General features: G+C 74.5%; 22 protein-coding genes. 16 read left to right on the top strand and 6 right to left on the bottom strand.

Translation table 11 applies throughout. From position 1 onward, the window contains the following. Window positions 1-49: 49 nt before the first annotated feature. From KLI87_RS38960 to KLI87_RS38945, 4 genes are all read left to right on the top strand, one after another. A complete protein-coding gene (locus KLI87_RS38960) occupies window positions 50-796 on the top strand; it encodes a GntR family transcriptional regulator (protein WP_214620993.1) in 747 nt (248 codons plus the stop codon). Between the two features lie 103 nt (window positions 797-899). Continuing rightward, the gene (locus KLI87_RS38955) at window positions 900-2501 is read left to right on the top strand and encodes a long-chain-fatty-acid--CoA ligase (protein ID WP_214620992.1); all 1602 of its coding nucleotides are present in this window, start codon (window positions 900-902) and stop codon (window positions 2499-2501) included. A 126-nt stretch (window positions 2502-2627) separates the two neighbouring features. Continuing rightward, the gene (locus KLI87_RS38950) at window positions 2628-4175 is read left to right on the top strand and encodes an FAD-dependent monooxygenase (RefSeq protein ID WP_214620991.1); all 1548 of its coding nucleotides are present in this window, start codon (window positions 2628-2630) and stop codon (window positions 4173-4175) included. A gap of 1 nt (window position 4176) precedes the next feature. Further along, the gene (locus tag KLI87_RS38945; RefSeq protein WP_214620990.1) at window positions 4177-6195 is read left to right on the top strand and encodes an aconitate hydratase; all 2019 of its coding nucleotides are present in this window, start codon (window positions 4177-4179) and stop codon (window positions 6193-6195) included. Here KLI87_RS38945 and KLI87_RS38940 read toward each other — a convergent pair. After that, complete coding sequence (locus KLI87_RS38940) at window positions 6192-6599, bottom strand: DUF2795 domain-containing protein (RefSeq protein ID WP_156221645.1); 408 nt, start codon at window positions 6597-6599, stop codon at window positions 6192-6194. The genes KLI87_RS38945 and KLI87_RS38940 overlap by 4 nt on opposite strands. A gap of 161 nt (window positions 6600-6760) precedes the next feature. On the opposite strand from KLI87_RS38940, the gene KLI87_RS38935 reads away from it, so the two are divergent. Further along, window positions 6761-8209: an aminotransferase class I/II-fold pyridoxal phosphate-dependent enzyme gene (locus tag KLI87_RS38935; protein WP_308166557.1), complete on the top strand. Its 1449-nt coding sequence runs from the start codon at window positions 6761-6763 to the stop codon at window positions 8207-8209. A 15-nt stretch (window positions 8210-8224) separates the two neighbouring features. Here KLI87_RS38935 and KLI87_RS38930 read toward each other — a convergent pair whose 3' ends face one another. After that, a complete protein-coding gene (locus KLI87_RS38930) occupies window positions 8225-9616 on the bottom strand; it encodes a cytochrome P450 (protein WP_214620989.1) in 1392 nt (463 codons plus the stop codon). Window positions 9617-9760: 144 nt separating this feature from the next. Between KLI87_RS38930 and KLI87_RS38925 the strand changes: the two genes are divergently transcribed. Beyond that, window positions 9761-9949: a DUF5302 domain-containing protein gene (locus KLI87_RS38925; RefSeq protein ID WP_156221649.1), complete on the top strand. Its 189-nt coding sequence runs from the start codon at window positions 9761-9763 to the stop codon at window positions 9947-9949. 144 nt (window positions 9950-10093) lie between these two features. On the opposite strand, the gene KLI87_RS38920 is transcribed toward KLI87_RS38925, so the two are convergent. After that, complete coding sequence (locus tag KLI87_RS38920; RefSeq protein WP_214620988.1) at window positions 10094-10792, bottom strand: pyridoxamine 5'-phosphate oxidase family protein; 699 nt, start codon at window positions 10790-10792, stop codon at window positions 10094-10096. 178 nt (window positions 10793-10970) lie between these two features. Here KLI87_RS38920 and KLI87_RS38915 point away from each other — a divergent pair, with 178 nt between their 5' ends. Beyond that, entirely contained in the window at window positions 10971-12146 is a 1176-nt protein-coding gene (locus KLI87_RS38915; protein WP_214620987.1) for a serine hydrolase, read from the top strand. Between the two features lie 156 nt (window positions 12147-12302). Here KLI87_RS38915 and KLI87_RS38910 read toward each other — a convergent pair whose 3' ends face one another. Then, entirely contained in the window at window positions 12303-13070 is a 768-nt protein-coding gene (locus tag KLI87_RS38910; protein WP_214620986.1) for a DUF899 domain-containing protein, read from the bottom strand. Between the two features lie 153 nt (window positions 13071-13223). Here KLI87_RS38910 and KLI87_RS38905 point away from each other — a divergent pair, with 153 nt between their 5' ends. Then, window positions 13224-13835: a TIGR03086 family metal-binding protein gene (locus KLI87_RS38905; RefSeq protein WP_156221657.1), complete on the top strand. Its 612-nt coding sequence runs from the start codon at window positions 13224-13226 to the stop codon at window positions 13833-13835. Here KLI87_RS38905 and KLI87_RS38900 read toward each other — a convergent pair. Further along, window positions 13799-14737 (bottom strand): hypothetical protein, encoded by a 939-nt coding sequence (locus KLI87_RS38900; protein ID WP_214620985.1) that lies wholly within the window; start codon window positions 14735-14737, stop codon window positions 13799-13801. The two genes, KLI87_RS38905 and KLI87_RS38900, sit on opposite strands and share 37 nt — an antisense overlap. A gap of 90 nt (window positions 14738-14827) precedes the next feature. Between KLI87_RS38900 and KLI87_RS38895 the strand changes: the two genes are divergently transcribed. The 3 genes from KLI87_RS38895 to KLI87_RS38885 all read left to right on the top strand — a co-directional run bounded on the left by KLI87_RS38895 (window position 14828) and on the right by KLI87_RS38885 (window position 17394). Beyond that, the gene (locus KLI87_RS38895) at window positions 14828-15469 is read left to right on the top strand and encodes a PadR family transcriptional regulator (RefSeq protein WP_156221661.1); all 642 of its coding nucleotides are present in this window, start codon (window positions 14828-14830) and stop codon (window positions 15467-15469) included. A gap of 144 nt (window positions 15470-15613) precedes the next feature. Further along, on the top strand, window positions 15614-16621 hold the full coding sequence (locus KLI87_RS38890; protein WP_214620984.1) for an ATP-binding cassette domain-containing protein: 1008 nt from the start codon (window positions 15614-15616) through the stop codon (window positions 16619-16621). Further along, window positions 16618-17394 carry an ABC transporter permease gene (locus KLI87_RS38885; protein ID WP_156221665.1) on the top strand — a complete coding sequence of 259 codons (777 nt, stop codon included), beginning with the start codon at window positions 16618-16620 and terminating at the stop codon, window positions 17392-17394. The genes KLI87_RS38890 and KLI87_RS38885 overlap by 4 nt, the downstream gene beginning before the upstream one ends. Before the next feature lie 16 nt (window positions 17395-17410). Here KLI87_RS38885 and KLI87_RS38880 read toward each other — a convergent pair whose 3' ends face one another. Continuing rightward, on the bottom strand, window positions 17411-18778 hold the full coding sequence (locus KLI87_RS38880; protein ID WP_308166555.1) for a M20/M25/M40 family metallo-hydrolase: 1368 nt from the start codon (window positions 18776-18778) through the stop codon (window positions 17411-17413). A 198-nt stretch (window positions 18779-18976) separates the two neighbouring features. Here KLI87_RS38880 and KLI87_RS38875 point away from each other — a divergent pair, with 198 nt between their 5' ends. From KLI87_RS38875 to KLI87_RS38855, 5 genes are all read left to right on the top strand, one after another. Next, window positions 18977-20614, top strand: coding sequence for an ABC transporter substrate-binding protein (locus tag KLI87_RS38875; RefSeq protein ID WP_214620983.1), 1638 nt, complete (start codon window positions 18977-18979; stop codon window positions 20612-20614). A gap of 6 nt (window positions 20615-20620) precedes the next feature. After that, window positions 20621-21547: an ABC transporter permease gene (locus KLI87_RS38870; protein WP_156221671.1), complete on the top strand. Its 927-nt coding sequence runs from the start codon at window positions 20621-20623 to the stop codon at window positions 21545-21547. Window positions 21548-21620: 73 nt separating this feature from the next. Next, window positions 21621-22565, top strand: coding sequence for an ABC transporter permease (locus KLI87_RS38865; protein WP_214620982.1), 945 nt, complete (start codon window positions 21621-21623; stop codon window positions 22563-22565). Between the two features lie 19 nt (window positions 22566-22584). After that, a complete protein-coding gene (locus tag KLI87_RS38860; protein WP_214620981.1) occupies window positions 22585-23598 on the top strand; it encodes an ABC transporter ATP-binding protein in 1014 nt (337 codons plus the stop codon). Continuing rightward, window positions 23582-24640: an ABC transporter ATP-binding protein gene (locus KLI87_RS38855; protein WP_214620980.1), complete on the top strand. Its 1059-nt coding sequence runs from the start codon at window positions 23582-23584 to the stop codon at window positions 24638-24640. Before KLI87_RS38860 ends, KLI87_RS38855 begins: the two co-directional genes overlap by 17 nt. Window positions 24641-24648 lie beyond the last annotated feature (8 nt).

Below are 24648 nucleotides of genomic sequence, written 5' to 3'. Positions count from 1 at the left end.
TCGGCGGTGAGCGGCGGACGCGCGCGGGCGGATCCGGTATGTATGGGGTGTGATCGATCCCTCCGGGCCGTTGCCGAAGTACCTCCAGCTTCGGGCCATCCTGGTCGACCTGATCGAGCAGAACCGGTTGCCGGTCGACGCCGCCGTCCCGTCCGAGCGGGAGCTGTGCCGCCGGTTCGGGGTGTCGCGGATGACGGTGCGGCAGGCGGTCGACCAGCTCGTCGCCGAGGACCGGCTCCGCCGCATCCCCGGCAAGGGCACGTTCGTCGCGCGCCCCAAGGTGCAGATGCCGAAGGAGCTGGTCTCCTTCACCGAGGACATGCGCTCGCGCGGCATGCGGCCCGGGTCGGTGGACCTCGCGTCCCGCACGGTCGAGGCCGACGCGCGGCTCGCGCGGTTCTTCGGCGCCGCGCCGGGGGTGAGCGTGCACGTCCTGGAGCGGCTGCGGCTGGCCGACGGCGAGCCGATGGCGGTGGAGCGCTCCCACATCCTGGCGTCGGTCGCGCCGGGCCTGTTCGAGCGCCGCCCGCCCGACACGTCCCTGTTCGACGCGCTGGAACGCGGATACGGCATCGTGATGGACGCGGGGGAGCAGACCATCGAGGCGGGCCCGGCGGGCGCCGCCGACGCGCGCCTGCTGGCGATCCCGCCGGGCGCGACGGTGTTCCTCCTGCGGCAGCGGACGTTCAGCCGGGGCCTGTGCGTCGAGGTCGCGCTGGCCACCTACCGGGCCGACCGGTACCGCATCCATCTCGGCCTGGAGCCGCCGCGCAGGCCCGCCTCCGGGCTCCGCTGAGGACCCGGGACGCCGCCCCGCCCCGCGTGAGAGCCTGGAGACGTAGATCACATTCGGGCCGGGGCGGCGGACGTCCCCGGCCGACGGCACCGGAGGACCGCACATGGACAACGGCCCGGGTCACACCTCGCTCACCCCGCTCGCCTTCCTCGGAAGGTCGGCGGAGGTGTTCCCCGGCAAGACCGCCTATATCCACGGCGACCTCCGCGTCGGCTACGCGGAGTTCGCGCGGCAGGTCACGCGGGCCGCGCACGCCCTGCGGGCCCTCGGCGTCGGGCCGGGCGACCGGGTCGCCTACCTCGCGCCGAACATCCCGGAACTGCTCGTCGCGCACTTCGCGGTGCCGCTGGCGGGCGGCGTGCTGGTGGCGGTCAACACGCGGCTGGCGGCGGAGGAGGTCCGCCACATCCTCGCCCACTCGGGCGCGAAGGCGCTGGTCGTGGACGCGGCGCTGCACCCGGTCGTCGCTCCCCTGGCGGGCGGCCTGCCGCGGGTGGTCACGGTGCCCGCGGCCGGCGCGGAACCCGACCCGTCCGTCGGCGGGCCCGGCTACGAGGAGTTCCTCGCGGGCGGCTCCGACGACCCGCTGCCCTGGGAGGTGGACGACGAGAACGCGGCCATCTCCATCAACTACACCTCCGGCACCACGGGACGTCCGAAGGGCGTCGTCTACACCCATCGCGGCGCGTACCTGAACGGGCTCGGCGAGGTCCTGCACTCGCGGCACACGCCCGACAGCGTCTACCTGTGGACGCTGCCGATGTTCCACTGCAACGGCTGGTGCACGCCCTGGGGCCTCGTCGCGATCGGCGGGACGCAGGTGTGCCTGCGCGCCGTCGTCCCGGCGGAGATCTGGCGGATCGTCGACGCCGAGGGCGTCACGCACCTCAACGGCGCCCCGACCGTCCTGGTGGGCATCGCCAACGCGCCCGAGGCGCATCCGCTGGAGCGCCCGCTCGTCGTCACCACGGCGGGCGCGCCGCCGAGCCCCACGATCATCGGGCAGATGGAGGCGCTCGGCGCGCGGATCGTCCACGTGTACGGGCTGACGGAGACCTACGGTCCCTACTCGGTGTGCGAGCCGCAGCCCGGCTGGGCGGGGCTGGCGGCGCCCGAGCGGGCGCGGCTGCTGGCCCGGCAGGGCGTCGGCATGATCCAGACCGACGGGCTGCGCGTCGTCGACGACGACATGAACGACGTCCCGGCCGACGGGGAGACCCTCGGCGAGATCGTCATGCGCGGCAACAACGTCATGAAGGGCTACCACCGCGACGCGGAGGCGACCGCGACCGCGTTCCGGGGCGGCTGGTTCCACTCCGGCGACCTCGGCGTCCGCCACCCCGACGGCTACGTCGAGCTGCGCGACCGGTCCAAGGACATCATCATCTCCGGCGGCGAGAACATCTCGACCGTGGAGGTCGAGCGCGCGATCGACTCGCATCCGGCGGTGCTGGAGGTCGCGGTCGTCGCCGTCCCCGACGAGCGGTGGGGGGAGCGGCCGAAGGCGTTCGTCGTGCTGCGCGAGGGGTGTGCGGCCACCGGGGAGGAACTGGCCGACCACGTCCGGTTGACCCTCGCGCGGTTCAAGGCGCCCGACCGCGTCGAGTTCGTCGCGGCGCTGCCGAAGACCTCCACCGGGAAGATCCAGAAGTTCCAGCTCCGCGAGAAGGAGTGGGCCGGGCACGACCGGCGCGTCCAGGGCTGATCCCCCGGATCAGCGGGGCCGCCGCTGTCCGGGGCCGGTCTGCGTCACGGCGCGTGAGGGTTCGCAGCGGGGGAAGGGGACGGGGGCGACGGGACGAGCCGGCCGCAGCGGCGAGAGGGGGAACCGATGGCGCCCAGCGGGACGACGACCGGGGACGTGGCGGTCGTGGGCGCGGGCCCCACCGGGCTCATGCTGGCCGGGGACCTCGCCGCCGCCGGGATCGGCTGCACCGTGTTCGAGCGCCGCGAGGCGCGGACCACCGGCGAGACCCGCGCGTTCGCCGTGCACGCGCGCACGATGGAGCTGCTCGACGCGCGCGGCGTCGCCGCCGAGCTGGCCCTGACCGGTCAGCGGGTGGGCGCGCTGCGGCTGGTCGGCCGGTCCCGCCTGGAGCTGTTCCGCGTGCCGGGCCGGTTCCCGTACGTGCTGGTCACGCCGCAGTACGAGACCGAGCGACTGCTGCGGGAGCGGGCCCTCGCGGCGGGCGCGCGGATCGTGCGGGGCGCCGAGGTGACCGCCCTCCGGCAGGACGCGGCGGGCGTCGAGGTCGACGTGCGCACCCGCGCGGGCGAGAGCTTCACGCATCGGGTCTCCTACCTGGTGGGCGCCGACGGGGTCGGCAGCACCGTCCGGCGGGCGCTCGGGCTGCCGTTCCCCGGCCGCTCCGCCGTCCGGTCGGTGATGCTGGCCGACGTCCGGCTGGACGCCCCGCCGGGCGAGGTCCTCACCGTCGGCGCCGGGGCCGCCGGATTCGCCTTCCTCGCCCCGTTCGGCGACGGCTGGTACCGGGTGATCGCCTGGAACCGGCGGCACCGGGCCCCCGACTCCGAGCCCGTCGACATGGACGAGCTGCGGGAGGTGACGCGGCGGGTCCTCGGCGGCGACCACGGTATGCGCGACCCGCGCTGGACGTCGCGGTTCCACAGCGACGAGCGGCAGGTCCCGGCGTACCGCGTCGGGAGGGTGTTCCTCGCGGGCGACGCCGCGCACGTCCACTCGCCGCTCGGCGGGCAGGGCATGAACACCGGGCTGCAGGACGCGGCGAACCTCGGCTGGAAGCTCGCGGCGCAGGTGCGCGGGTGGGCGCCGCCCTGGCTGCTCGACTCCTACCACGCGGAGCGCTACCCGGTCGGGCGGTTCGTCCTGCGCGGCAGCGGGGCGCTGCTGCGGCTCGCGCTGGTGGAGCGGGCGCCGCTGCGGGCGGCGCGCGACGCGGCGGCGTGGGCGCTCACGCGCGTCCCGCCGGTCGCGCGGCGGCTGGCGGGCGCGGTGTCGGGCGTCGCCATCGCCTATCCCGCGCCGCGCGGCGCGCACCGGCTCACCGGCAGGCGCGCGCCCGACGTCCCGCTCTCGGGGACCCCCGGGCACCTGTACGGGCTGCTCGGCGACGGGCGTTTCGTGCTGGTCGTCGCCGCGAACGACCCGGCGGTCACCTACCTGGCGGCGAAGATGTGGGCCGACCGCGTCCACTACGCGCTCGCGGGCCGCGCGACGCGCACCACCGCGCTCGTCCGGCCGGACGGGTACGTGGCGTGGGCGACCGACGAGACCGCGCCCGACCGCCGGGCCACCGCGATCCGCGACGCGCTCGCCCACTGGTGCGGGCCGCCCGCGCACGAACGGCGCCAGGGCCGGCGGGTCCCCGGCGACGTCCGGGAGGAGGGGAGGGCCTGACATGCCGCACGCCACGGGGGAGCGGGACGGCACGAGCGAGCGGAACGGCACGGGGGCGCTGAACGTGGCGCGGAAGCTGATCGCCTCGCACCTGGTGGACGGGGAGATGGCGCCGGGCGGCGAGATCGCGCTGCGCGTCGACCAGACCCTCACCCAGGACGCGACGGGCACGATGGTCATGCTGGAGCTGGAGGCGCTCGGGCTGGACCGCGTCCGCACCGACGTCTCCGTCCAGTACGTCGACCACAACCTGCTCCAGGCCGACGAGCGCAACATGGCCGACCACCTTTTCCTGCGGTCGGCGTGCCGCCGCTACGGCCTCTGGTACTCCGGGCCGGGCAACGGCGTGTCGCACCCCACCCACATGCAGCGGTTCGGCGTGCCCGGCGCCACGCTCGCCGGGTCGGACTCCCACACGTGCGCGGCCGGGGCGCTCGGCATGCTCGCGATCGGCGCGGGCGGGCTGGAGACCGCGATGGCGATGGCGGGGGAGCCGCTGCACCTCACGATGCCGGACGTGTGGGGGGTGCGGCTGACCGGGGCGCCGCCGCCCTGGGTGAGCGCGAAGGACGTGATCCTGGAGATGCTCCGCCGGCACGGCGTGCGCGGCGGCGTGAACCGGATCATCGAATACCACGGCCCCGGGCTCGCGTCACTGACGGCGATGGACCGGCACGTCATCGCCAACATGGGCGCCGAGCTGGGCGCCACGGCGACGGTGTTCCCCGCCGACGGGCGCGTCCGGGAGTTCCTGCGCGCCGAGGGGCGCGCGGACGACTTCGCCGAGCTACTGGCCGACCCCGGCGCCGCCTACGAGGTCGAGGAGGAGATCGACCTGTCCGCGCTGGAGCCGCTCATCGCGCGTCCGGGCTCGCCCGGCGACGTGGTGCCGGTGCGGGACGTCGCGGGGGAGGAGGTCCACCAGGTGGTCATCGGGTCCTCGGCGAACCCGGGGCTGCGCGACCTCGCGTCCGTCGCGGCGATCGTGCGGGGCCGGCGGGTGCACCCGGGGGTCTCGCTGGACGTCAACCCGGCGTCCCGGTCGATCCTGCTCGACCTGACGCGGATGGGCGCCGCCACCGACCTCCTCCAGGCGGGCGCCCGCATCCACCAGGCGGGGTGCCTCGGCTGCATCGGGATGGGCCAGGCGCCCGCGATCGGCCGCAACAGCCTGCGGACGTTCCCGCGCAACTTCCGCGGGCGGTCGGGCACCGAGGACGACCGGGTGTGGCTCTGCTCGCCCGAGACCGCCGCCGCGGCCGCGCTCACCGGTGTGATCACCGACCCCCGCGACCTGCCGGTGGACCCGCCCGCCCTCCGGCTCCCCGGGGCCGCCGCGAGCGCCGCCGACCTGCTCGAACCGCCGCTCCCCCCGGACGAGGCGCGGCGCGTGGAGCTTGAGAAGGCGCCGAGCATCGGCGCCCTCCCGGAGCTCGACCCGCTGCCCGACGACCTGGACGTCCCCGTCGCCATCAAGGTGGGCGACGACGTGTCCACCGACGAGATCCTCCAGGCGGGCGCACGTGCGCTGCCGTTCCGCAGCGACATCGCGCGCCTCGCCGACTTCGCGTTCGTCCGGATCGACGAGGACTACCCGGAGCGGGCCCGCGCGGCCGGGCCGCACGCCGTCGTGGGCGGGCGCAACTACGGGCAGGGCTCCTCCCGCGAGCACGCCGCGATCGCGCCCCGGCACCTCGGGCTGCGCCTCGTCCTCGCGTGCGGCTACGCCCGCATCCACCGGCAGAACCTCGTCAACTTCGGGATCCTGCCGCTGGAGTTCGCCGACGAGGCCGACTACGACCGCGTCGAGCGGGGGGACGCCCTCAAGATCCCGGACGTGCGCGGCGCGCTGGCGTCCGGCGGCGACGTCGAGGTCCGCAACGCCACCAAGGGCGAGACGTACCGGACGCGGCACCGCCTGTCCTCCCGCCAGCGCGAGCTCGTCGCGGCGGGCGGGCAGATCCCCCTGCTGCGCGGCGACCGGCGGTCCGGCTCGCGCGCGAGCGGCGCGAGGGGCTAGTAGCGGCGCTCCTCCCGTCCGTAGCCGAGTTCCTCCGCGATGTCGGCGACGTTCTCGTACTCGCGCTTCGGCAGGGCCCGCAGCGCCTCGACCGTCTCGTCGGGCGCGCCGCCGTCGGCGGCGTGCCGCACGAGCTCGTTCGGCCGCGCCGGGTACCGGACGCCGGTGAGCAGCCGGGCGAGGGCGCTGCGGCTCTCCACGTCCCGCGCGCTCATCCCCGGCGGCGTCCCCTCGGCCGCGAACCCGGACGCCACGACGGGGTCCGTCGGGTCCTCATCGGAGAACGGCTCGGTCTCCTTGAACTCCTCGGCGCGGGTGGGATGGCCGCCGCTGACCATGCCCTGCGTCTCGGCGCCGATCTCGTCGTCGACCCTGGGGGAGTGCTTGTCGCTCTTGTCTGGCATCGTCCGTCCCTTCTTCAACGGGGGTGAACGTTCCCGGGCGGACGCGCCTAAACAGCCGCGACCGTCCTGCGGTGCGCCGCACGCCGTTGGGGGAGGGCGGGCGCGCCGTCCGGCGCCGTAGGATCCGAGGGTCCGGGAGCGGCGCGGCAGGGAGGGACGCGGTGGCGGGTCACATGACGCCGGAGGAGTTCCGCCGGTACGGCAGGCAGGTGGTCGACTGGATCGCCGACTACCAGGAGAAGGTCGAGTCCTACCCCGTGCTGTCGCGGGCCGAGCCGGGCGACGTCCTCGCGGACCTGCCCGCGCACCCGCCGGAGCGGGGCGAGGGCTTCGAGGCCGTCCTCGCCGACCTCGACCGCGTCGTGATGCCCGGCATCACCCACTGGCAGCACCCCGCCTTCTTCGCCTACTTCCCCTCCAACACGAGCGGGCCCGCGATCCTGGGCGACCTGCTGTCGGCGGGGCTCGGCGTCCAGGGCATGCTGTGGGCGACCAGCCCCGCCTGCACGGAGCTGGAGACGCGGGTGCTGGACTGGCTCGCCGAGCTGCTCGGCCTGCCCGCCGGGTTCCGCAGCGAGGGCACCGGCGGCGGCGTCATCCAGGACTCGGCGTCCAGCGCCGCGCTGGTCGCGATCCTCGCCGCGCTGCACCGCGCCGACGGCGGGACGTCCGGACGCGACGGCATCACCCGGCGCCACACCCTCTACATCAGCTCGCAGACGCACTCGTCGCTGGAGAAGGCCGCGCGGATCGCCGGGATCGGCGCCGCGAACGTCCGCGTGGTGGACGTCGACCCCGCCACGCTCGCCATGGACCCCGCCCACCTGGACGCGCTGCTCACCGAGGACGCCGCCGCCGGCGCGCTGCCGGTGCTGGTCTGCGCGACCGTCGGCACCACGTCCACGACGGCGGTCGACCCCGTGCCCGCGATCGGCGCGGTGTGCCGCCGCCACGGCGTCTGGCTGCACGTGGACGCCGCGTACGCGGGCGTCGCCGCCGTGTGCCCGGAGCTGCGCTGGGTCAACGACGGACTCGCCGAGTACGCCGACTCCTACTCCACGAACCCGCACAAGTGGCTGCTCACCAACTTCGACTGCACCGCGATGTGGGTGGCCGACCGGGCGCCGCTCACCGGCGCGCTGTCGATCCTGCCCGAGTACCTGCGCAACCAGGCGACGACGTCGGGGGAGGTCATCGACTACCGGGACTGGCAGATCCCGCTCGGCCGCCGGTTCCGCGCGCTGAAGCTGTGGTCGGTGATCCGCTGGTACGGCGCGGAGGGGCTGCGCGAGCACGTCCGGACGGGCGTCCGGCTCGCGGCCGACCTCGCCGCCCGGATCGGCGCCGATCCCGGCTTCGAGCTGCTGGAGCACCACCCGTTCGGGCTCGTCTGCTTCCGGCCGCGCTGGGACGGCCTGCCCGCCGACGAGGCCGACGCCGCGACGATGCGGCTGATGGAGCGGCTCAACGCCTCCGGCGACCTCTACCTCACCCACACCAGGGCCGGCGGGCGGGTGCTGCTGCGCATGGCGGTCGGCGCCCCCGCGACCGGGCCCGAGCACATCGAGGCGGCCTGGCGCCGCGTCCGCGAGGAGGCCCTGGCGGGCTGAGGCCCGGGGCGGGGGTCAGCCCTGGGCGAGGCGCATCGCCCGGAGCAGCCGCCTGACCAGCGACTCCGATTCCGGCTCGGCGGGGACCTCCGCCGCGCCGGTGTCGGACGGGCCGGCGGGCGGCTCGGGCGGCGGCGCCGCCAGCTCGTAGTTCACCGGCAGCGAGCGCAGCCCCCGCATCATCGGGGACGACCGCCACGGCAGCTGGTCGGCGGGCAGCGCGAGCCGCACCCCGCTGAACCGGTCGAACAGCCGCTCCACCGCGATCGTGGTGATGGTCGTGGCGAGGTCGCGGCCGAGGCAGGCGTGCGGGCCCGCGCCCCACGTCAGGTGCGCGCGGGAGCTGTAGATCGAGTCGGCCGCCGCGCCGTCGCTGAACGCCGGGTCCAGGTGCGCGGCGGCGGGCGAGAGCATCACCGGGTCGCCGGCCGCGATCTGGAACCGGCCGACCCGCACGTCGACCTTCGGCCAGCGGAACGTCAGGTTGGACATCGGCGGGCTGGAGATCGCCGCCCGGTTCACCGCCTCCTGGATCATCCCGGCGGACAGGCTGTCGCGGGCGCCGGTCTCCCCGATGATCACCTCGGCGATCGTGTTGCAGACCAGCGTCCCGGTGAAGTCGCCGATCAGCCCCGCCAACAGCACCATCTCGCGGGCCAGCTCGTCGACCGTCAGGTCCGGCGTGGCGGCGAGCATGTAGGACGGCAGGTCCTCGCCCGGCGCGGTCTTCTTGTCGGCGCAGACCCGGGTGAGGTCGGCCAGCAGCCGCCCCGCGGCCTCGGCGGCGTCCGGGCCGCCGTCCAGCACCCGCCAGACGTCCATGACGACCTCGTCGCCGTACCCGGTGCCGGCGCCGAGCAGCCGTCCCATCACCATCATCGGCAGCGGCCGCGCGTACTGCGCCGACAGGTCGGCCCAGCCGGTGCGGCCGCCCTCCGACAGGACGGTGATCAGCTCGTCGGCGTACCGCCGGATGGCCTGCTCCAGCTCCTTGGCCTGCGGGCGGGTGCGGTCCTGGAACGGGCGCAGCCCCTCGGCCCAGGCGCCGCGCAGCCGGGACAGGTCCGCGCCGTCGGAGTAGACCGACATGTCGAACCCGTAGGCGGGCAGCAGCGGCCAGTCCGCCGGGACGCGGCCCTCCCGGCGCGCCCGCCAGGAGTCCAGGCGGCGGCTCCAGATGCCGCGCGTGTCGCGCAGGATGTCGAGCGTCTGCGGGTAGCCGATCACGAGCCACGCCGGGACGCCCAGGACGTCCACCGGCGCGACCGGGCCGTACTCGGCGCGGAGCCGCTCGTAGAAGAGCGCGGGGCGGGACTCGTGGTCCCGGTTCACCAGCGGCTGGACGGCGAGCGACTCCAGCGGCGGATGCGAGGGCGCGGGCTCGGCCTGCGGCGTCTGGGGCTCCACGCCCCACACCCTAGGGGAGTTCGTCCTTTTCGCTCGCGTTCGTCGGGGAAAAGGCCGGAATGATCTTCGGGGCGGGTCCGTCGCGCGCTTCCCGTCCGGGTATGTGAGGCTAGGGGGTGCCCCTACGAACGGCTGGAGGTCCGCATGGCCGACTCAGGAGAGAAGGACGGCAACGAGGACGACGTGAAGCGCAGGTTCCGGGAGGCCCTGGAGCGCAAGCGCGGAGCGGCGGCCGAGAAGAACGCGGGCGGGGACGGCCGGAACGGGTCGAAGGTGCGTGGCACCCACGACCGCGCCGACCACCAGCGCCAGTTCCGCCGCAAGAGCGGCTGAGCGCGCCCGGGGCCACCCGCCCGCGGACACGAGGGAGCGGCCGGGACAGGCCGCCAGGCCGACGGGCCCCGCGCACGCCAGGCGCGGGGCCCGTCGGCCTGTTCCGCCGTGCCCGCCATGCCCGGCGCGCCGGGCGCGCCGTGCTCAGCTGGAGGGCCGGCCGCCTTCGTAGCTGCCCTTGTAGAGCGCGTCGGCGTAGGCGGGGCCGTAGCGCTGCTCCATCTGCTCCAGGGTCTCCTCGGTGTACTGGACGTCCTTGACGATCCGGGCCTGCGAGGGCAGCGCGTCCGGCTCCCATGACTCCGGCATCCACAGTTTGGAGCGCATCAGCGCCTTCGCGCAGTGGAAGAAGATCTGCTCGATCTCCACGAGCAGGGCCAGCTCCGGCCGGTGCCCCTTGACGACCATCTCGTCGAAGAACGGCGCGTCGCGCAGGATCCGGGCGCGGCCGTTGATCCGCAGCGTCTCGCGGCGGCCGGGGATCAGGTAGACGAGCCCGACGTGCGGGTTGCCGAGGACGTTCATGTAGCCGTCGGCGCGGCGGTTGCCCGGACGCTCGGGGATCACGATCGTCGTGTCGTCCAGGACGAGCGTGAACCCGGGCGGGTCGCCCTTGGGGGAGACGTCGCAGTTGCCGTCGGCGTCGCTGGTCGAGATGAGGCAGAACGGCGACAGGCGCAGCCACTCCCGGTCCCACGCGTGCAGGGTGGCGCGCTCCTTGTCGAGCGCGCGCCGGAGCGGGGTGCCGAGCAGGGCGCGCAGCTCCTCCGCCGAGGTGATCTCCGTGAACCTCGCGGGCTCGGTGGGCTTGGTGGGCTCGGTTGACTCCGTGGCGAGCGTCATGGCCGATCCTTCCGCCGGGGGCCGGAGTCTCAGCGTAACTTCGCGCGGTCCGGGATCCGGGGGGCGGGGTCCAGGGTGCACACCCCACCTTGCGGACACCGGCTGGCCCCGTCGTGCGGGCGCGGGCGCCTGCCTAGCGTGATCTCCGGGCGGCGTGGAGCACCAGAGGGAGAAGACATTGAGCACGCTCAGCAGGGCCCGCCGGGGCGTCGCCGCGGGAGTCGGGGCCGTGGCGCTCCTCGCGGGAACGGGAGTGGCCGCCGCGTCGCCCGGTGGGACGACGCTCCAGCGGGACGTGGACGCGGTCAGGGCCGCCGGGGTGACCGGCGTCCTGGCGGAGACGAGCACGCCGGGCGGGACGGAGGAGGCCCGCGCCGGCGTCATGGACGTCCGCACCGGGCGCCCGATCCCCCGGGGCGCGTCGTTCCGGGGCGGCAGCAACACCAAGACGTACGTGGCCACCGTCGTCCTCCAGCTCGTCGGGGAGGGGCGGATGAGCCTGGAGGACACCGTCGACCGGTGGCTGCCCAGCCTCGTCCGGGGCAACGGCAACGACGGGCGGAAGATCACGGTCCGGAACCTGCTCCAGCACACGAGCGGGCTCTACAACTACACCCACGACCTCCCGTTCGAGACGCGGGAGGACCTCGACGCCCACCGGTTCGACCACTACACCTCCGAGCGGCTGGTGGGGCTGGCGCTGCGGCACCGCCCGGAGTTCGAGCCGGGCGAGACCGGGCCGGACGGGAACCCCAGGTGGTCGTACTGCAACACCGGCTACGTCCTCGCCGGGATGATCGTGGAGCGGGTCACGGGGCACCGGTGGGACGAGGAGGTCATGCGGCGGATCGTCCGGCCGCTCGGCCTCACGCACACCGCGTTCGCGCACGGCGTGGAGTTCCCCGGCCGGCACCCGCGCGGCTACCAGCAGTTCGAGGACGGCGGCCCGCTGCTGGACGCCACCGCGATGGACTACAGCTGGGCGTCCTCGGCGGGCAACCTGGTCACGACCGCCGCCGACCACAACCGGTTCCTCCGGGCGCTGTTCGGCGGGCGGCTGCTGCGGCCCGCCGAGTTCGCCGAGATGCGCCGGACCGTCCCGGACGACCTGGACGGGTCCCTCGCCGGCAGCCGGTACGGCCTCGGCCTGATGTGGTTCCCGCTGGGCTGCTCCAAGGCCGGGTACTGGGGGCACGGCGGCGACACGCCCGGCTACATGACCCGCGGCGGCGTCACCCCGGACGGGCGCCGCGCCGTCACGGTCAACGTCTCGACGCAGCTCGACGGCGACGCCGGGGACCGCGAGGACCTGGCGGCCGGGGTGGTCGTCCGCGACGCGCTCTGCGCGCGGTGACCGGCGGCTCCGCCTGAGGTGATCGGCGGCCGTGTGGTGGCTCCCCCGTGCGGGCCACCACACGGCCGCCGGCCGCCGCGTTCGGCGCCCCGCCGGGGGCGGGCGCCGGTGGGAAGGCGCGGCGGTGCCCGGGTCAGGTCGGTGCCCGACGAGGCGTCAGGAGTACTCGTCGTCGTACTCGTCGGGGTAGGGGAGCCTGCCGCCCGCCGCGACGCCGCCCGAGCCGCGTCCCTCGGGCCTCTCCCACGGCTCCTGGCGGCCGAGGGCCGTCAGATCGAGGAAGTAGTAGGAGCCGCCGACCTGCTCGGCGCCGCGCGCGTACATGGAATACGTGTGGTAGACGGTGTCGCCGTCGCGCAGGAAGCAGCTCGTGCCGGGCATCTCCAGCGGGCGCTCGTCCCCGAAGGACGTCCCCGCCCGCTCGAACTCCTCGATCGAGCGGTAGTTGTACTCCTCCGGCGCGACCGACCCGTCGATCGTCACGTGGAAGTCGTGGTTGAACCGGCTTCCGAACGAGGAGTACCAGGGGAACACCCAGCCCATCCCGGCCCGGAACGGCCCGATCTTCGCCTGCGGGGCGCGCGACACCGCGGCGTAGGTGGTGTCGCGGTCGTGCAGGTGGCGCAGGTGCCCGACGGAGATCTCCGCCAGCCCCGACGAGCAGCTCCGGCAGGCGCGCTCCCACGACGGGTCCCACATGACGTGGCCCACGATGAGCTGGGACCGCCCCTCGAAGAGGTCGAGCAGGCTCGCCCGGCCGTCCGGCCCCTCGAAGGCGTAGTCCTCCTCGATCCGGACCATCGGCATGCGGCGGCGCTCGGTGTTGAGCGCGTCGCGGGCCCGGGTGAGCTCCTTCTCCTTCGCGAGCAGCGCCTTGCGCGCGGCGGTCCACTCCTCGCGGGACACCACGTCGGGGAGAGTCATGCCTGGTCCTCCGTCCGGAATCGGGTTCCTTGCGCCGTCATCGGATACAGACTCGGGGGCGCTCGCGAACTCATCGGTCCGGCGGCGGTGACTTCCGGGCCTCCGGACGGTCGGTTCCTGTGAGGGACGGAAACCCCGAGGAGATGAGGGCGTATGGGCTCGGTGGACACGGCGGCGTCGACGAGGCCGCCGGAGGGGCGGGGACCCGCACTCCTGGAGGAGGCGATCGGGTACGCGCTGCGCGCGCTGGAGGACGTGACGCCCGCGGCCCTGGGCCGTCCGACGCCCTGCCGGGGCTGGGACCTCGAAACGCTGCTGCGGCACACCGGCGAGTCGCTGGCGGCGCTGCTGGAGGCCGTCGACACCGGCCGCGTCCGCCTCGTCCCGCGCCCGGAGGCGGGGCCGGAGGAGGGGAAGGAGCCGATCGCGGTGTTCCGCGAGGGCGCGGAGCGGCTCCTCGGCGCCTGGACGGAGGCCCCCGGCCCGGTCACCGTCGGCGGATCCGCCCTCTGCGCGGACCTCGTCGCCGGGACGGGCGCCATCGAGATCGCCGTGCACGGCTGGGACGTCGCGCAGGCCGCCGGCCGGCCCCGCCCCGTCCCGCCCGCGCTCGCCGGGGCCCTGCTGGAACTCGCGCCGACGCTGGTCTCCGGCGCCACCCGGCACGGGCTGTTCGCCCCGCCCGTCCCGGTGCCCGGCACGGCCGGGGCGGGCGAGCGGCTGCTCGCCTACCTCGGGCGGGACCCGGCGGGCCGCCCCGGCTGACCTCGGCCCCCGGCGGCGGAGCCGGCCGCGTCGGCCGCCGCGCGCGCCTCCCGCGCCGCGTCCTCGGCGCGGGAGAGGGCCCGCTCGGCCCGCTCGGCCCGGTGCTCCGCCGCGTCGCGGTCGGCGACGGCCCGCTCCAGCTCGTGCCGCAGCCGCCCCACCTCGCCGGCCGCCGACCCGGCCGCCGCCCTCGCCTCCGCGGCCCGCTCCCGGTGCCCGGCGAGCGCGGCCTCCGCCTCGTCGGCGCGCCTGCGCAGCGTCTCCGCCCGCCGCACCCGCGCCGCACTCGGCTTGGGCTCCGGCTTGGGCTCGGGTTTCGGTTCGGGCCTCGGCTTGGGCTTCTCGGCCTCGGCCCGCTTCCGCCGCGTCCCGGCGCGCTCGTCCTTCGCGGGCGCCTTCCGGGGCCGCGCCGCCCTCTCGGCGGGCGTGGGGAAGCCCACCGGGCCGAAGCCGCTGTGGCTGCGCGGCTGCGCGAGGCGGCCCTCGCGGACCTCGTCCGCGACGTCCGGGTCGACGGTCGCGGCCTGGAGCGTGTCCTCGACCTCCCGGACGGCCTGGTCGCGCAGCGGACGGCCCGCCGCCGAGGCCAGCTCGCCCGCCGTCCGCACCAGGTCGCGGACGAGCCCCGCCCGGCGCCGCTCCAGGTCGCCGAGGCCGCCCGACCCCCACGCCGCCCGGATCTCCCCGCCGACGTCCAGCAGGCGGCCGAGGTCGTCCGCGGCGGAGCGGGCGAGCTGGTTGACCGCCCACGCCGGGAGCGTCGGGCGGCGCAGCGCGCCGAGGCGCTTGGCGAGCGCGGCGTCGCCCTCGTCCCTGGCCCGCCGCGACAGCCGGGTCCTGACCGCCACGAACTCGTCCGGGGTGACGCCGTACAGCTCCCCGGCGGCGCTGGAGAAGTCCACGACCGGTCTCTACCCGCTCCGCGCCCGCTGGACGAGGACCGGGCGCCGTGCCTATACTCGCCAACGAGTATTCGTATCCGAGGAGCTGAGATGGCCAAGCGGCGCAAGGTGGGCAACCTCCTCGCCCTCGCCGTGCTCTCGACGGTCACCGCCAGGCCGATGCACCCGTACGAGATGGCCTCGCTGATGCGCGCCCGGGGCAAGGACCGCGACATCGACATCAAGTGGGGGACGCTCTACACCGTCGTCCGCAACCTGGAGAAGCACGGCTTCCTCGCCGTCGAGGGGAGCGTGCGCGAGGGGGCGCGGCCGGAGCGGACCGTCTACCGCATCACCGACGCCGGGCGCGAGGAGCTCGCCGACTGGGTCCGCGAGCTGGTCGCGGTCCCCGAGCGCGAGTCCCCGCGCTTCGTCGCCGCGCTCTCGGTGCTCGGCGCGCTCGGCCCGGACGAGGCGTCGGAGCTGATGCGGCGCCGGCTCGGCACGCTGGAGCGGGAGATCGCCGAGCAGGACGCGGCGCTCGCGGACGCGGCGGACGTCCCCCGCGTCTTCCTCATCGAGTCCGAGTACGAGCTGGCCATGCGCAGGGCGGAGGCCGCCTGGGTGCGCGCCCTGCTGGCCGACATCGCCGCGGGCACGTTGCAGGGCCTGGACCTGTGGCGCGCCTTCCACGAGACCGGCGAGATACCGCCCGAGATGGCGGAGCTGGCGGAGAGGGGCGCCGAGGAGTAGCCGAAGAAGGGCCCCGGCGGAGGTGCGGCAACACCTCCGCCGGGGCCGGGAACCCACCACCCGACCCGCTCGCGGAGCGGGCCCCGGCGGCGAGACCGCAGTCACAGCCTAGCCCGGGGCCCTCCGCGGACAACGGAGGAGACCATGGCTCACGCCATCGAGGCCGACGGCCTCGTGAAGAACTACCCCGGCGACGTCCGGGCCCTGGACGGACTGTCGATCACCCTCGGGCAGGGCGAGATCCTCGGGCTGCTCGGCCCGAACGGCGCCGGCAAGTCCACCACCGTCAAGATCCTCACCACGCTGGTCAGGCCGGACGCCGGCACGGCGGCGGTGGCCGGGCACGACGTGCTCCGCCGCCCCGACCGGGTCCGCCGCGTCATCGGCGTCGTGTCGCAGCGCTCGGGCGCCGACCCCGAGGCCACCGGCCGCGAGAACCTCGTCCTGCAGGCCCGGCTGTACGGGACGGGCGGCGCGCAGGCCCGCCGCCGCGCCGAGGAGCTGCTGGAGCGGTTCGGGCTGGGGGAGGTGGCCTCCCGCAAGGTGAAGACCTATTCCGGGGGGACGCGGCGGCGGCTGGACGTGGCGCTCGGCCTCGTCCACCGGCCGCGCGTGCTGTTCCTGGACGAGCCCACCACCGGCCTCGACCCGGAGGCGCGCGCGTCGATGTGGGCGGAGATCGCCGCCCTCGCCGGGGACGAGGCCCTGGCGATCCTGCTCACCACCCACTACCTGGACGAGGCCGACCGGCTCGCGCGGCGGCTGGCCATCGTCGACCGGGGCGGTGTCGTCGCCGAGGGCACGCCGGACGCGCTGAAGGGCGAGCTGCGCGGCGACGCCGTCCACCTGGAGTGGGGCGAGACCCCCGAGGAGGCGCCGGTGCGGGCCGCGCTCGGCCGGCTGCCCGGCCTCCGCGACGTGGTCCTGGACGGCCCGCGGCTCAGCGCGCGCGCCGACGACGGCGCCGCCGCCGTGCCCGCCGTCCTCGCCGCGCTCGACCAGGCCGGGGTGCCGGCCGCCGCGGTGACCGTCGCGCGGCCGTCCCTGGACGACGTCTACCTGCGCTACGCGGGCCGCCGCTTCGCCCAGGCCGACACCGCGGGCACCGCCGACGCGGCCACCGAGCCCGCCGCCACGGGAGGCGCCCGATGACCGCCCTGATCGCCGGGACCTGGTGGATGACGCACCGCCGGCTGTCCGCGCTCGTCCGCAACCCCGCGATGCTGATCATGTCGCTCGCCCAGCCGGTCATCTGGCTGTTCCTGTTCGGCCAGCTCTTCAAGCGGGTCGTGGAGCTGCCCGGCTTCGGCGCCGGGTCCTACCTGGACTACCTCGTCCCCGGCGTCGTGATCATGAACGCGGTGTCGCTGAACTCCTTCGCCGGGATGGCCACGCTCGACGAGATCGAGCGCGGCACCCTCAACCGGTTCCTGGTCACCCCGGTGCGGCGGAGCGCGCTCGCCAACGCGGGCGTGATCGAGCAGGCGCTCAGCACCGCGTTCCAGTCGCTGGTCATCATCGCGCTCGGCTGGGCCGGCGGCGCGCACTACCCGGGCGCCGCCGCCGGGCTGCCGATCCTCGTCGCGGCGTCGGTGCTGATCGGCGTCGTGCTCGCCGAGCTGTCCACCACGCTCGCGCTGCTGGTGCGCGACCGGAACACCATCATCATGCTGAACGTGATGCTGCTGCTCCCGCTGACGTTCCTGTCCTCGGCGTTCATGGCCAAGGGCCTGATGCCGGGCTGGATGCGGCACGTCGCGTCCGGGAACCCGGTGAGCTGGGCCCTGGACGCCGGACGCGCGGCGCTCGCCGACGACCCGGACTGGGGCGCGGTCGCGGGGCACGCCGCCCCGCTGCTGGCGCTGGCGGCGGCGACGGTGGGGCTCGCGGTCTTCTCCTTCCGCAGCTACCAGAGGTCGCAGTGACGGCGGGGGCGCCCGGTCAGCGGGTGTCGAGGAACCGGTCCAGGACGCGGGTGCCGAAGGCCAGGCCGTCCAGCGGGACGCGCTCGTCGACCCCGTGGAACATGCCGAAGTAGTCCAGGTCCGGGCCGAGGAACAGCGGCGCGAACCCGAAGCTCGCGATGCCGAGCCCGTGGAAGGACTTGGCGTCGGTACCGCCCGGCATCACATACGGGACGGGACGCGCCGCCGGGTCCTCGGCGCGGAGCGCGGCGGCGAGATCGGCGAAGGTGGCGCCCGCCGGATCGGCGGCGGGCGCCTCCTCGTAGTTGACGAACTCGCGCGTCACCTTCGGGCCGAGCAGCCGGTCGATCGTGGCCAGGAACTCCTCGCCGGTGCCCGGCAGGTACCGGCCGTCGACCTGCGCGGTCGCGGTCCCCGGCACGACGTTGATCTTGTATCCGGCGTCCAGCCGGGTCGGGTTGGCCGAGTTGCGGATCGTCCCCGCGAACAGCCGCCCCGCCGGCCCGAGCCGCCGCGCCTCCTCGTCGAGGCGGTCGTGGTCGATCGTGGTGCCGAGCGCGGCGGCCAGGCCGTCCAGCAGCGCCCGGACGCCCGGCGTCAGGCGGACGGGCCACTCGTGGGAGGCGATGCGCGAGACCGCGTGCGCGATCTCGGCGACCGGGTTGTCGGGCGCGGGCTTGGAGCCGTGCCCCGCGGTGCCGTGCGCGGTCAGCCGCATCCAGGTCGTGCCGCGCTCGCCGGTCGCGATCGGATAGATCCGGGCGCCGCCCGCGTGGACGCTGAAGCCGCCCGACTCGCTGATCGCCTCGGTGCACCCCTCGAAGACCTCCGGGTGCTCGCGGGCCACGAACCGGGAGCCGAGGTCGCCCGTGCACTCCTCGTCGGCGAGGAAGGCCAGCACCAGGTCGCCCCGGGTGCGGCGGCCCTCGCGCAGCCGCCGCCGGACGGTCGCGAGCGTCATCGCGAGCGTGCCCTTCATGTCGACCGCGCCGCGCCCCCACACGCATCCGTCCCGCACCTCGCCCGAGAAGGGCGGAACGCTCCACTCCGACGCCTCGGCGGGCACCACGTCGAGATGCCCGTGGATCAGGAACGGCGGGTGCGAGGGGTCGGTGCCCGGGATCCGCGCCAGCAGGCTGGCGCGGCCGGGGGCGGACTCCACGATCGTGCCGGCGACGCCCACCTCGTCCAGCAGCGCGGCGACGTACTCGGCGGCCGGACGCTCCGGACGGGCCACGCCCTCGCCCCGGTTGGTGGTGTCGATGCGGATCAGCGCGGAGCAGATCTCCGCCGCCTCAGCCCCGGCCGCCTCAGCCCCGGCCGCCTCGGCGGCCCTGGGCGCCGGAGCGGCCCCGACGTCCTCGCGCACCTTCGGTTCCGTCACGCCGATACCCACCTTTCGCAACAAACCTTCATTTTCCCCCCGCGCTGACCTCTGTCAACCAATGATCAAGAACGTATCGATCCGGTTTCGAATCGTTCAGCGCCGTACCCAAATCATCCCGCCGGTACGACGCTGCCACCAATCTGAAGAGCGCGGGCGGATGCCACGCCGCGTACGCGACAGGGCACGAGGAGGAGCATGACCAGCCTCAGGGGTGCGAGCCGTGACGTCCACCGGCGCAGGCGCGGCCGGCGCGCGACGGCGGCGCTGGGCGCGGCGGCGCTGGCGGCCACGCTCGGGTTGTCGGCCTGCGGCGGCGGCGGGGCGGAGGCGGGCGACGGCACGTTCACCGCCGGCCACCCCGAGCCCGACCACCTCGTGCCGGGCAACACCACCAGCAGCTACGCCTTCGACGTCCTCGGCAACCTGTTCGACAACCTCGTGGGGCTCACCCCGGACGGCAAGGGCTACAACCTCGCGGCCGAGTCGGTCACCAGCGACGACCAGAAGGTCTGGACGATCAAGGTCAGACCGGGCCGGAGGTTCCACAACGGCGAGCCGGTCACCGCCGCCAGCTTCGCCGATGGCTGGAACAACGCCGCCTACGGTCCGCACGCCTACAACGCCAACGACTACTTCTCGCACATCAAGGGGTACGCGGAGATGAACCCCGAGGACGAGAACGCCAAGCCGGAGGCCGACACGCTGTCGGGCGTGCGGGTGGTCGACCAGAACACGCTGAAGGTCACGCTCAACGACCCGTTCAACCAGTTCCCGCTGCTGCTGACCTACCCGGCGTTCGCGCCGATGCCGAAGGCCGGGCTGAAGGACCTCCGCGCGTTCGAGGAGCACCCCATCGGCAACGGCCCGTACATGATGAGCGGGAAGTGGGAGCGCAACAAGCAGATCAAACTCGTCGCCTACCCCGGTTACACCGGGCCGCGCAAGCCGAAGAACAAGGGCGTGACCTGGAAGAGCTACTCCAGCGCCGACACCGCCTACACCGACCTGCGGGCGGGCCGCATCGACGTCTACCAGACGATCCCGGCCGGGAAGGTGCCCGAGGCCAAGCGGCTGCTGGGCGACAAGTTCCTGCCGCGCAAGATGGGCACGATCGACTACCTGGGCTTCCCGGTCTTCGACAAGCGGTTCGCGAACCCCGACCTGCGGCGCGCGATCTCAATGGCGATCGACCGGCAGGGCATCAACAAGGCGGTCTACAACGGCGACTACATCCCCGCCGACTCGCTGCTCCCCGCGATCATCGCCGGGCACCGGCCGAACGCGTGCGGCGAGCTGTGCACCTTCAACCCGGCGAAGGCCAAGGAGCTGTACGCCAGGTCGGGCGGGTTCAAGGGGACGCTGGAGCTGTACTTCTCCAACGCACAGCCGACCTACTACCAGTGGATGCAGATCGTCGCGAACTCGCTGCGCCAGAACCTCGGCATCCAGGACATCCAGTTCCGGCAGGTCCCCGCGTCCGACTACTTCGGGATGCTGAACAAGCGCACCGAGAAGGGCCCCTACCGGCAGAACTGGGAGGCCGACTACCCGAGCGCCCAGAACTACCTGGAGAACATGTGGCTGTCGAGCGCCAACCGCATGGGGTGGACGAGCAAGGAGTTCGACGACCTCGTCGGCAAGGCGAACCGGACGGCCGACCCGCAGGAGGCGCTCAGGTTCTACAACCAGGCCGAGGACGTCGCGATCCGCGAGATGCCGATGATCCCGCTGTGGACGTGGGCGGGCCAGGGCGGGCGCTCCGACCGGGTCGGCAACGTCACCATCACCCCGTACGCGACGGGTCTCCTCGCCTACGAAGTGACCGTGAAGTAGCCGGCGATGTGGCGCTACGTCCTCAGGCGGCTGCTCCAGGCGGTCCCCGTCTTCATCGGCACGACGCTGCTCATCTACGCGATGGTGTTCGCCCTGCCGGGCGACCCGATCCAGGCCCTCGCGGGGGACAAGCCCATCCCGGAGAACGTCCTCCAGACGCTGCGGGAGCGCTACAACCTCAACGACCCGCTGCTGGTGCAGTACGGCAAGTACATGTGGGGCCTGCTCCAGGGCAACCTCGGCGAGAACTACACGGGCCAGAAGGTGTCGGAGATGCTCTCGGGGCGCTGGACGGTGACCGCGCAGCTCGCCGTCACCGCCTGGCTGTTCGAGCTGGCCCTCGGGCTCCTGCTCGGCGTGTGGGCGGGCCTGCGGCGCGGGAGGCTCGCCGACACCCTCGTCCTCGGCGGGACGACGCTGCTGATCGCGGTGCCGGTGTTCGTGCTCGGCTACACCGCGCAGATCCTGCTGGGCCTGCACTGGAAGGTCTTCCCCACGGCCGGGACCGACGACGGCTGGCCGATGAGCTACCTGCTGCCCGGGATGGTGCTCGGCTCGCTCGGGCTCTCCTACGTCGCGCGGCTCACCCGCACCAGCCTCGCCGAGAACCTGCGCGCCGACTACGTGCGGACCGCGAACGCCAAGGGGCTGTCGCGGGCGCGGGTCGTCGGGCGGCACGCGCTGCGCAACTCGCTGATCCCCGTCGTGACCTACCTCGGCGTGGACTTCGGGTCGCTGATGGGCGGCGCGGTCGTCACCGAGGGGATCTTCAACCTCCCCGGCATCGGGCAGCAGGTTTTCCAGTCGATCCAGCTCAAGGAGGGGCCGGTCGTGGTCGGCGCGGTCACCGTGCTGGTGCTGATCTTCCTGCTCGTCAACCTGCTGGTGGACCTGCTGTACGGGTTCCTGGACCCCCGGATCAGGTACGAGTGAGGGCGGCCGCACGGGTGAGGGCACGGGTGAGGGCGACCGACGGAGCGCGCGCGGGCGCGGTGAGGCGTGGGCGATGAAGACCGATGAACCGGGCGTGCCGGGCCCCGAACCGGCGGTGGCGGCCGCCGAGCCCGCGGCGGCGGCGCTCGCCGTCGCGGGCGGCGAGATCGGCCGGGCGTCGCTGTGGGACGACGCGTGGCGCGACCTGCGGCGCCGCTGGGTGTTCTGGGCGTCGGCGGTGTTCCTCGCGCTGGTCGCGGTGATGGCGGCCGTCCCGAGGCTGTTCACCTCCAAGGGAGTCAACGAGGGCTGCGACCCGAACAGCGCGAAGCTCGGCCCGTCCGGCGGCCACTGGTTCGGCACCGACCTCGCGGGCTGCGACTACTACGCGCACGTCGTGCACGGCGCCCGGCCGACGCTGCTGATCGGCGTCGCGGTCACGTTGTTCGCGTTCGCGATCGCGCTGGTGTTCGGGATGCTCGCGGGCTATTACGGCGGGCTGCTGGACGCGCTGGTCGCCAGGATCACCGACGTGTTCTTCGGGCTGCCGTTCGTGCTCGGCGCCACCGTGATCCTGGTGGCCTTCCCGAGCCACGGCGTCGGCGCGATGACGCTGGTGCTGGTGCTGCTCGGCTGGACGACGATGATCCGGATCATGCGCGGCCAGGTCATCTCGGTCAGGGACGCCGACTACGTGCAGGCCGCGCGGCTGCTCGGCGCGTCCGACGCGCGGATCATGGCCCGGCACATCCTGCCGAACGCGCTCGCCCCGGTGGTCGTCGTCGCGACCCTCAACGTCGGGAACGTGATCGCCGGGGAGGCGACGCTGGACTTCCTCGGCGTCGGCCTCCAGTACCCGCAGGTGTCGTGGGGCCTCCAGCTCAACCAGGCCAAGGACGCCTTCGTCGACCACCCCCACCTGCTGGTGTTCCCCGCGGTGCTGCTGTCGGCCACGGTGCTGAGCTTCCTGATGCTCGGCGACGCCGTCCGCGACGCCCTCGACCCGAAGCTGCGGTGAGCAGGAGATGACGGCGGAGATGACGACGGACCTGGGGAAAGACGGCGCGCCGCTCCTCGCGGTGGACGACCTGCACGTGCGGTTCGACGTCCGGGGCCAGGACGTGCGGGCGGTGAACGGCCTGTCCTACACCCTCGCCGAGGGCGAGACGGTCGCGATCCTCGGCGAGTCGGGGTCGGGCAAGAGCGTGGCGGCGCAGGCCGTCATGGGCCTCCTCGACACCCCGCCCGCGCGGATCGCGCGCGGGTCGGTGCGGCTGCGCGGCGAGGAGCTGCTCGGCCTGCCCGAGCGCCGCCGCCGCGCCTACCGGGGCGAGCGCATCTCGATGATCTTCCAGGACGCGCTGACCGCGTTGAACCCGGTGTTCACGGTCGGCGACCAGATCCGCGAGATGTACCAGGTGCACCGGGGCATGCGGCGCAAGGAGGCGACGGCGAAGGCCGTGGAGCTGATGGAGCGGGTGCGGATCCCGTCGGCGGCCAGGCGGCTCGGCGACCACCCGCACCAGTTCTCCGGCGGCATGCGCCAGCGCATCATGATCGCGATGGCGCTGGCGCTGGAGCCGGACGTGCTGATCGCCGACGAGCCCACCACGGCGCTGGACGTGACCGTCCAGGCGCAGATCATGCGGCTGCTCGCGGCGCTCCAGGACGAGCTGCGGATGGGCATGGTGCTGATCACCCACGACCTCGGGGTCGTCGCGGGCGTCGCGGACCGGATCGTCGTGATGTACGCGGGGTCGGTCGCCGAGCGGGCGCCCGCGCGGGAGCTGTACGCGCGGCCCGCCCACCCCTACACGCGGGGGCTGCTGGCCTCGGTGCCGCGCCTGGACCGGCGCGGCGCGCCGCTCGTCCCGATCAAGGGGGCGCCGCCGAACCCGGCGGCGCTGCCGCCCGGCTGCGCGTTCGCGCCGCGCTGCCCGCGCGCCGAGGCGCTGTGCTCGGCGGAGCCGCCGCCGCTGGTGACCGTCGCGCCCGGCCACGAGTCCGCCTGCCACTTCGCCCCGGAGGTGCACGGTGCCGCAGCCGAGTGAGGACCCCATCCTGCGGGTGGAGGGCCTGGTCAAGCACTACCCGGTGACCCGCGGGGTGCTGCTGAAGCGGGCCGTCGGGCAGGTCCGGGCCGTGGACGGCGTCGACCTGGAGCTGGCGCGCGGCGAGACGCTCGGCGTCGTCGGGGAGTCGGGGTGCGGGAAGTCGACGCTCGCCAAGCTGCTGCTCGCGGCCGAGCGCCCCACCGCCGGGACCGTCCGCTTCGAGGGGCGCGACGTCTTCGCGCTGCCGCGGGGCGAGCTGCGCGCGCTGCGGCGCCGCGTCCAGATGGTGATGCAGGACCCGTACTCCTCCCTCAACCCCCGGATGACGGTCGGCGACATCGTGGGGGAGCCGTTCGCGATCCACCCCGACGCGGCGCCCAAGGGGGAGCGGCGCGCCCGCGTCCAGGAGCTGCTGGAGCTGGTCGGCCTCGACCCGGACCACGTCAACCGCTACCCGCACCAGTTCTCCGGCGGGCAGCGCCAGCGCGTCGGGATCGCCCGCGCCCTCGCGCTGCGCCCCGACGTGATCGTCTGCGACGAGCCGGTGTCGGCGCTGGACGTGTCCGTGCAGGCGCAGGTCATGAACCTGCTCGCGAGCCTCCAGCGCGAGCTGGGCGTGGCGTATGTGTTCATCGCGCACGACCTGGCGGCGGTCCGCCACATCTCCGACCGCGTCGCGGTCATGTACCTCGGCAAGGTCGTGGAGACCGGCGACGGCGCGCAGATCTACGAGCACCCGACCCACCCCTACACGCAGGCGCTGCTGTCGGCCGTCCCCGTCCCCGACCCGGACGCGCCGGGCTTCGCCGAGGGGTTCCGGCTGGAGGGGGAGCCGCCCTCGCCGCTGGACCCGCCGTCCGGGTGCCGGTTCCGCACCCGCTGCTGGAAGGCGCGCGACGTCTGCGCCGCCGACGAGCCCGCGCTCGCGGCGCGCGACGGCTCCGCGCACCCGAGCGCCTGCCACTTCGCCGCCGAGGACCACGCCCCGGGGAGCGCCCCGGACGCCACCCCGGACGAGCGCCCCGAGGCGGTTCCGTAGGGTGGGGT

The organism is Actinomadura sp. NEAU-AAG7, assembly GCF_018603865.1.
In the GTDB taxonomy this organism is placed as follows: Bacteria; Actinomycetota; Actinomycetes; order Streptosporangiales; family Streptosporangiaceae; genus Spirillospora; species Spirillospora litoris.
Note: the sequence above shows the minus strand (reverse complement) of the source record. Positions and strands in the feature narration are given on the sequence as shown.

What these genes read in the sequence shown, in the direction of transcription:
- KLI87_RS38955 (WP_214620992.1), top strand. Translation starts at nt 900, where the DNA reads ATGGACAACGGCCCGGGTCACACCTCGCTCACCCCGCTCGCCTTCCTC.
- KLI87_RS38950 (WP_214620991.1), top strand. Translation starts at nt 2,628, where the DNA reads ATGGCGCCCAGCGGGACGACGACCGGGGACGTGGCGGTCGTGGGCGCG.
- KLI87_RS38945 (WP_214620990.1), top strand. Translation starts at nt 4,177, where the DNA reads ATGCCGCACGCCACGGGGGAGCGGGACGGCACGAGCGAGCGGAACGGC.
- KLI87_RS38940 (WP_156221645.1), bottom strand. Translation starts at nt 6,599, where the DNA reads ATGCCAGACAAGAGCGACAAGCACTCCCCCAGGGTCGACGACGAGATC.
- KLI87_RS38925 (WP_156221649.1), top strand. Translation starts at nt 9,761, where the DNA reads ATGGCCGACTCAGGAGAGAAGGACGGCAACGAGGACGACGTGAAGCGC.
- KLI87_RS38920 (WP_214620988.1), bottom strand. Translation starts at nt 10,792, where the DNA reads ATGACGCTCGCCACGGAGTCAACCGAGCCCACCAAGCCCACCGAGCCC.
- KLI87_RS38910 (WP_214620986.1), bottom strand. Translation starts at nt 13,070, where the DNA reads ATGACTCTCCCCGACGTGGTGTCCCGCGAGGAGTGGACCGCCGCGCGC.
- KLI87_RS38905 (WP_156221657.1), top strand. Translation starts at nt 13,224, where the DNA reads ATGGGCTCGGTGGACACGGCGGCGTCGACGAGGCCGCCGGAGGGGCGG.
- KLI87_RS38895 (WP_156221661.1), top strand. Translation starts at nt 14,828, where the DNA reads ATGGCCAAGCGGCGCAAGGTGGGCAACCTCCTCGCCCTCGCCGTGCTC.
- KLI87_RS38890 (WP_214620984.1), top strand. Translation starts at nt 15,614, where the DNA reads ATGGCTCACGCCATCGAGGCCGACGGCCTCGTGAAGAACTACCCCGGC.
- KLI87_RS38885 (WP_156221665.1), top strand. Translation starts at nt 16,618, where the DNA reads ATGACCGCCCTGATCGCCGGGACCTGGTGGATGACGCACCGCCGGCTG.
- KLI87_RS38875 (WP_214620983.1), top strand. Translation starts at nt 18,977, where the DNA reads ATGACCAGCCTCAGGGGTGCGAGCCGTGACGTCCACCGGCGCAGGCGC.
- KLI87_RS38870 (WP_156221671.1), top strand. Translation starts at nt 20,621, where the DNA reads ATGTGGCGCTACGTCCTCAGGCGGCTGCTCCAGGCGGTCCCCGTCTTC.
- KLI87_RS38865 (WP_214620982.1), top strand. Translation starts at nt 21,621, where the DNA reads ATGAAGACCGATGAACCGGGCGTGCCGGGCCCCGAACCGGCGGTGGCG.
- KLI87_RS38860 (WP_214620981.1), top strand. Translation starts at nt 22,585, where the DNA reads ATGACGACGGACCTGGGGAAAGACGGCGCGCCGCTCCTCGCGGTGGAC.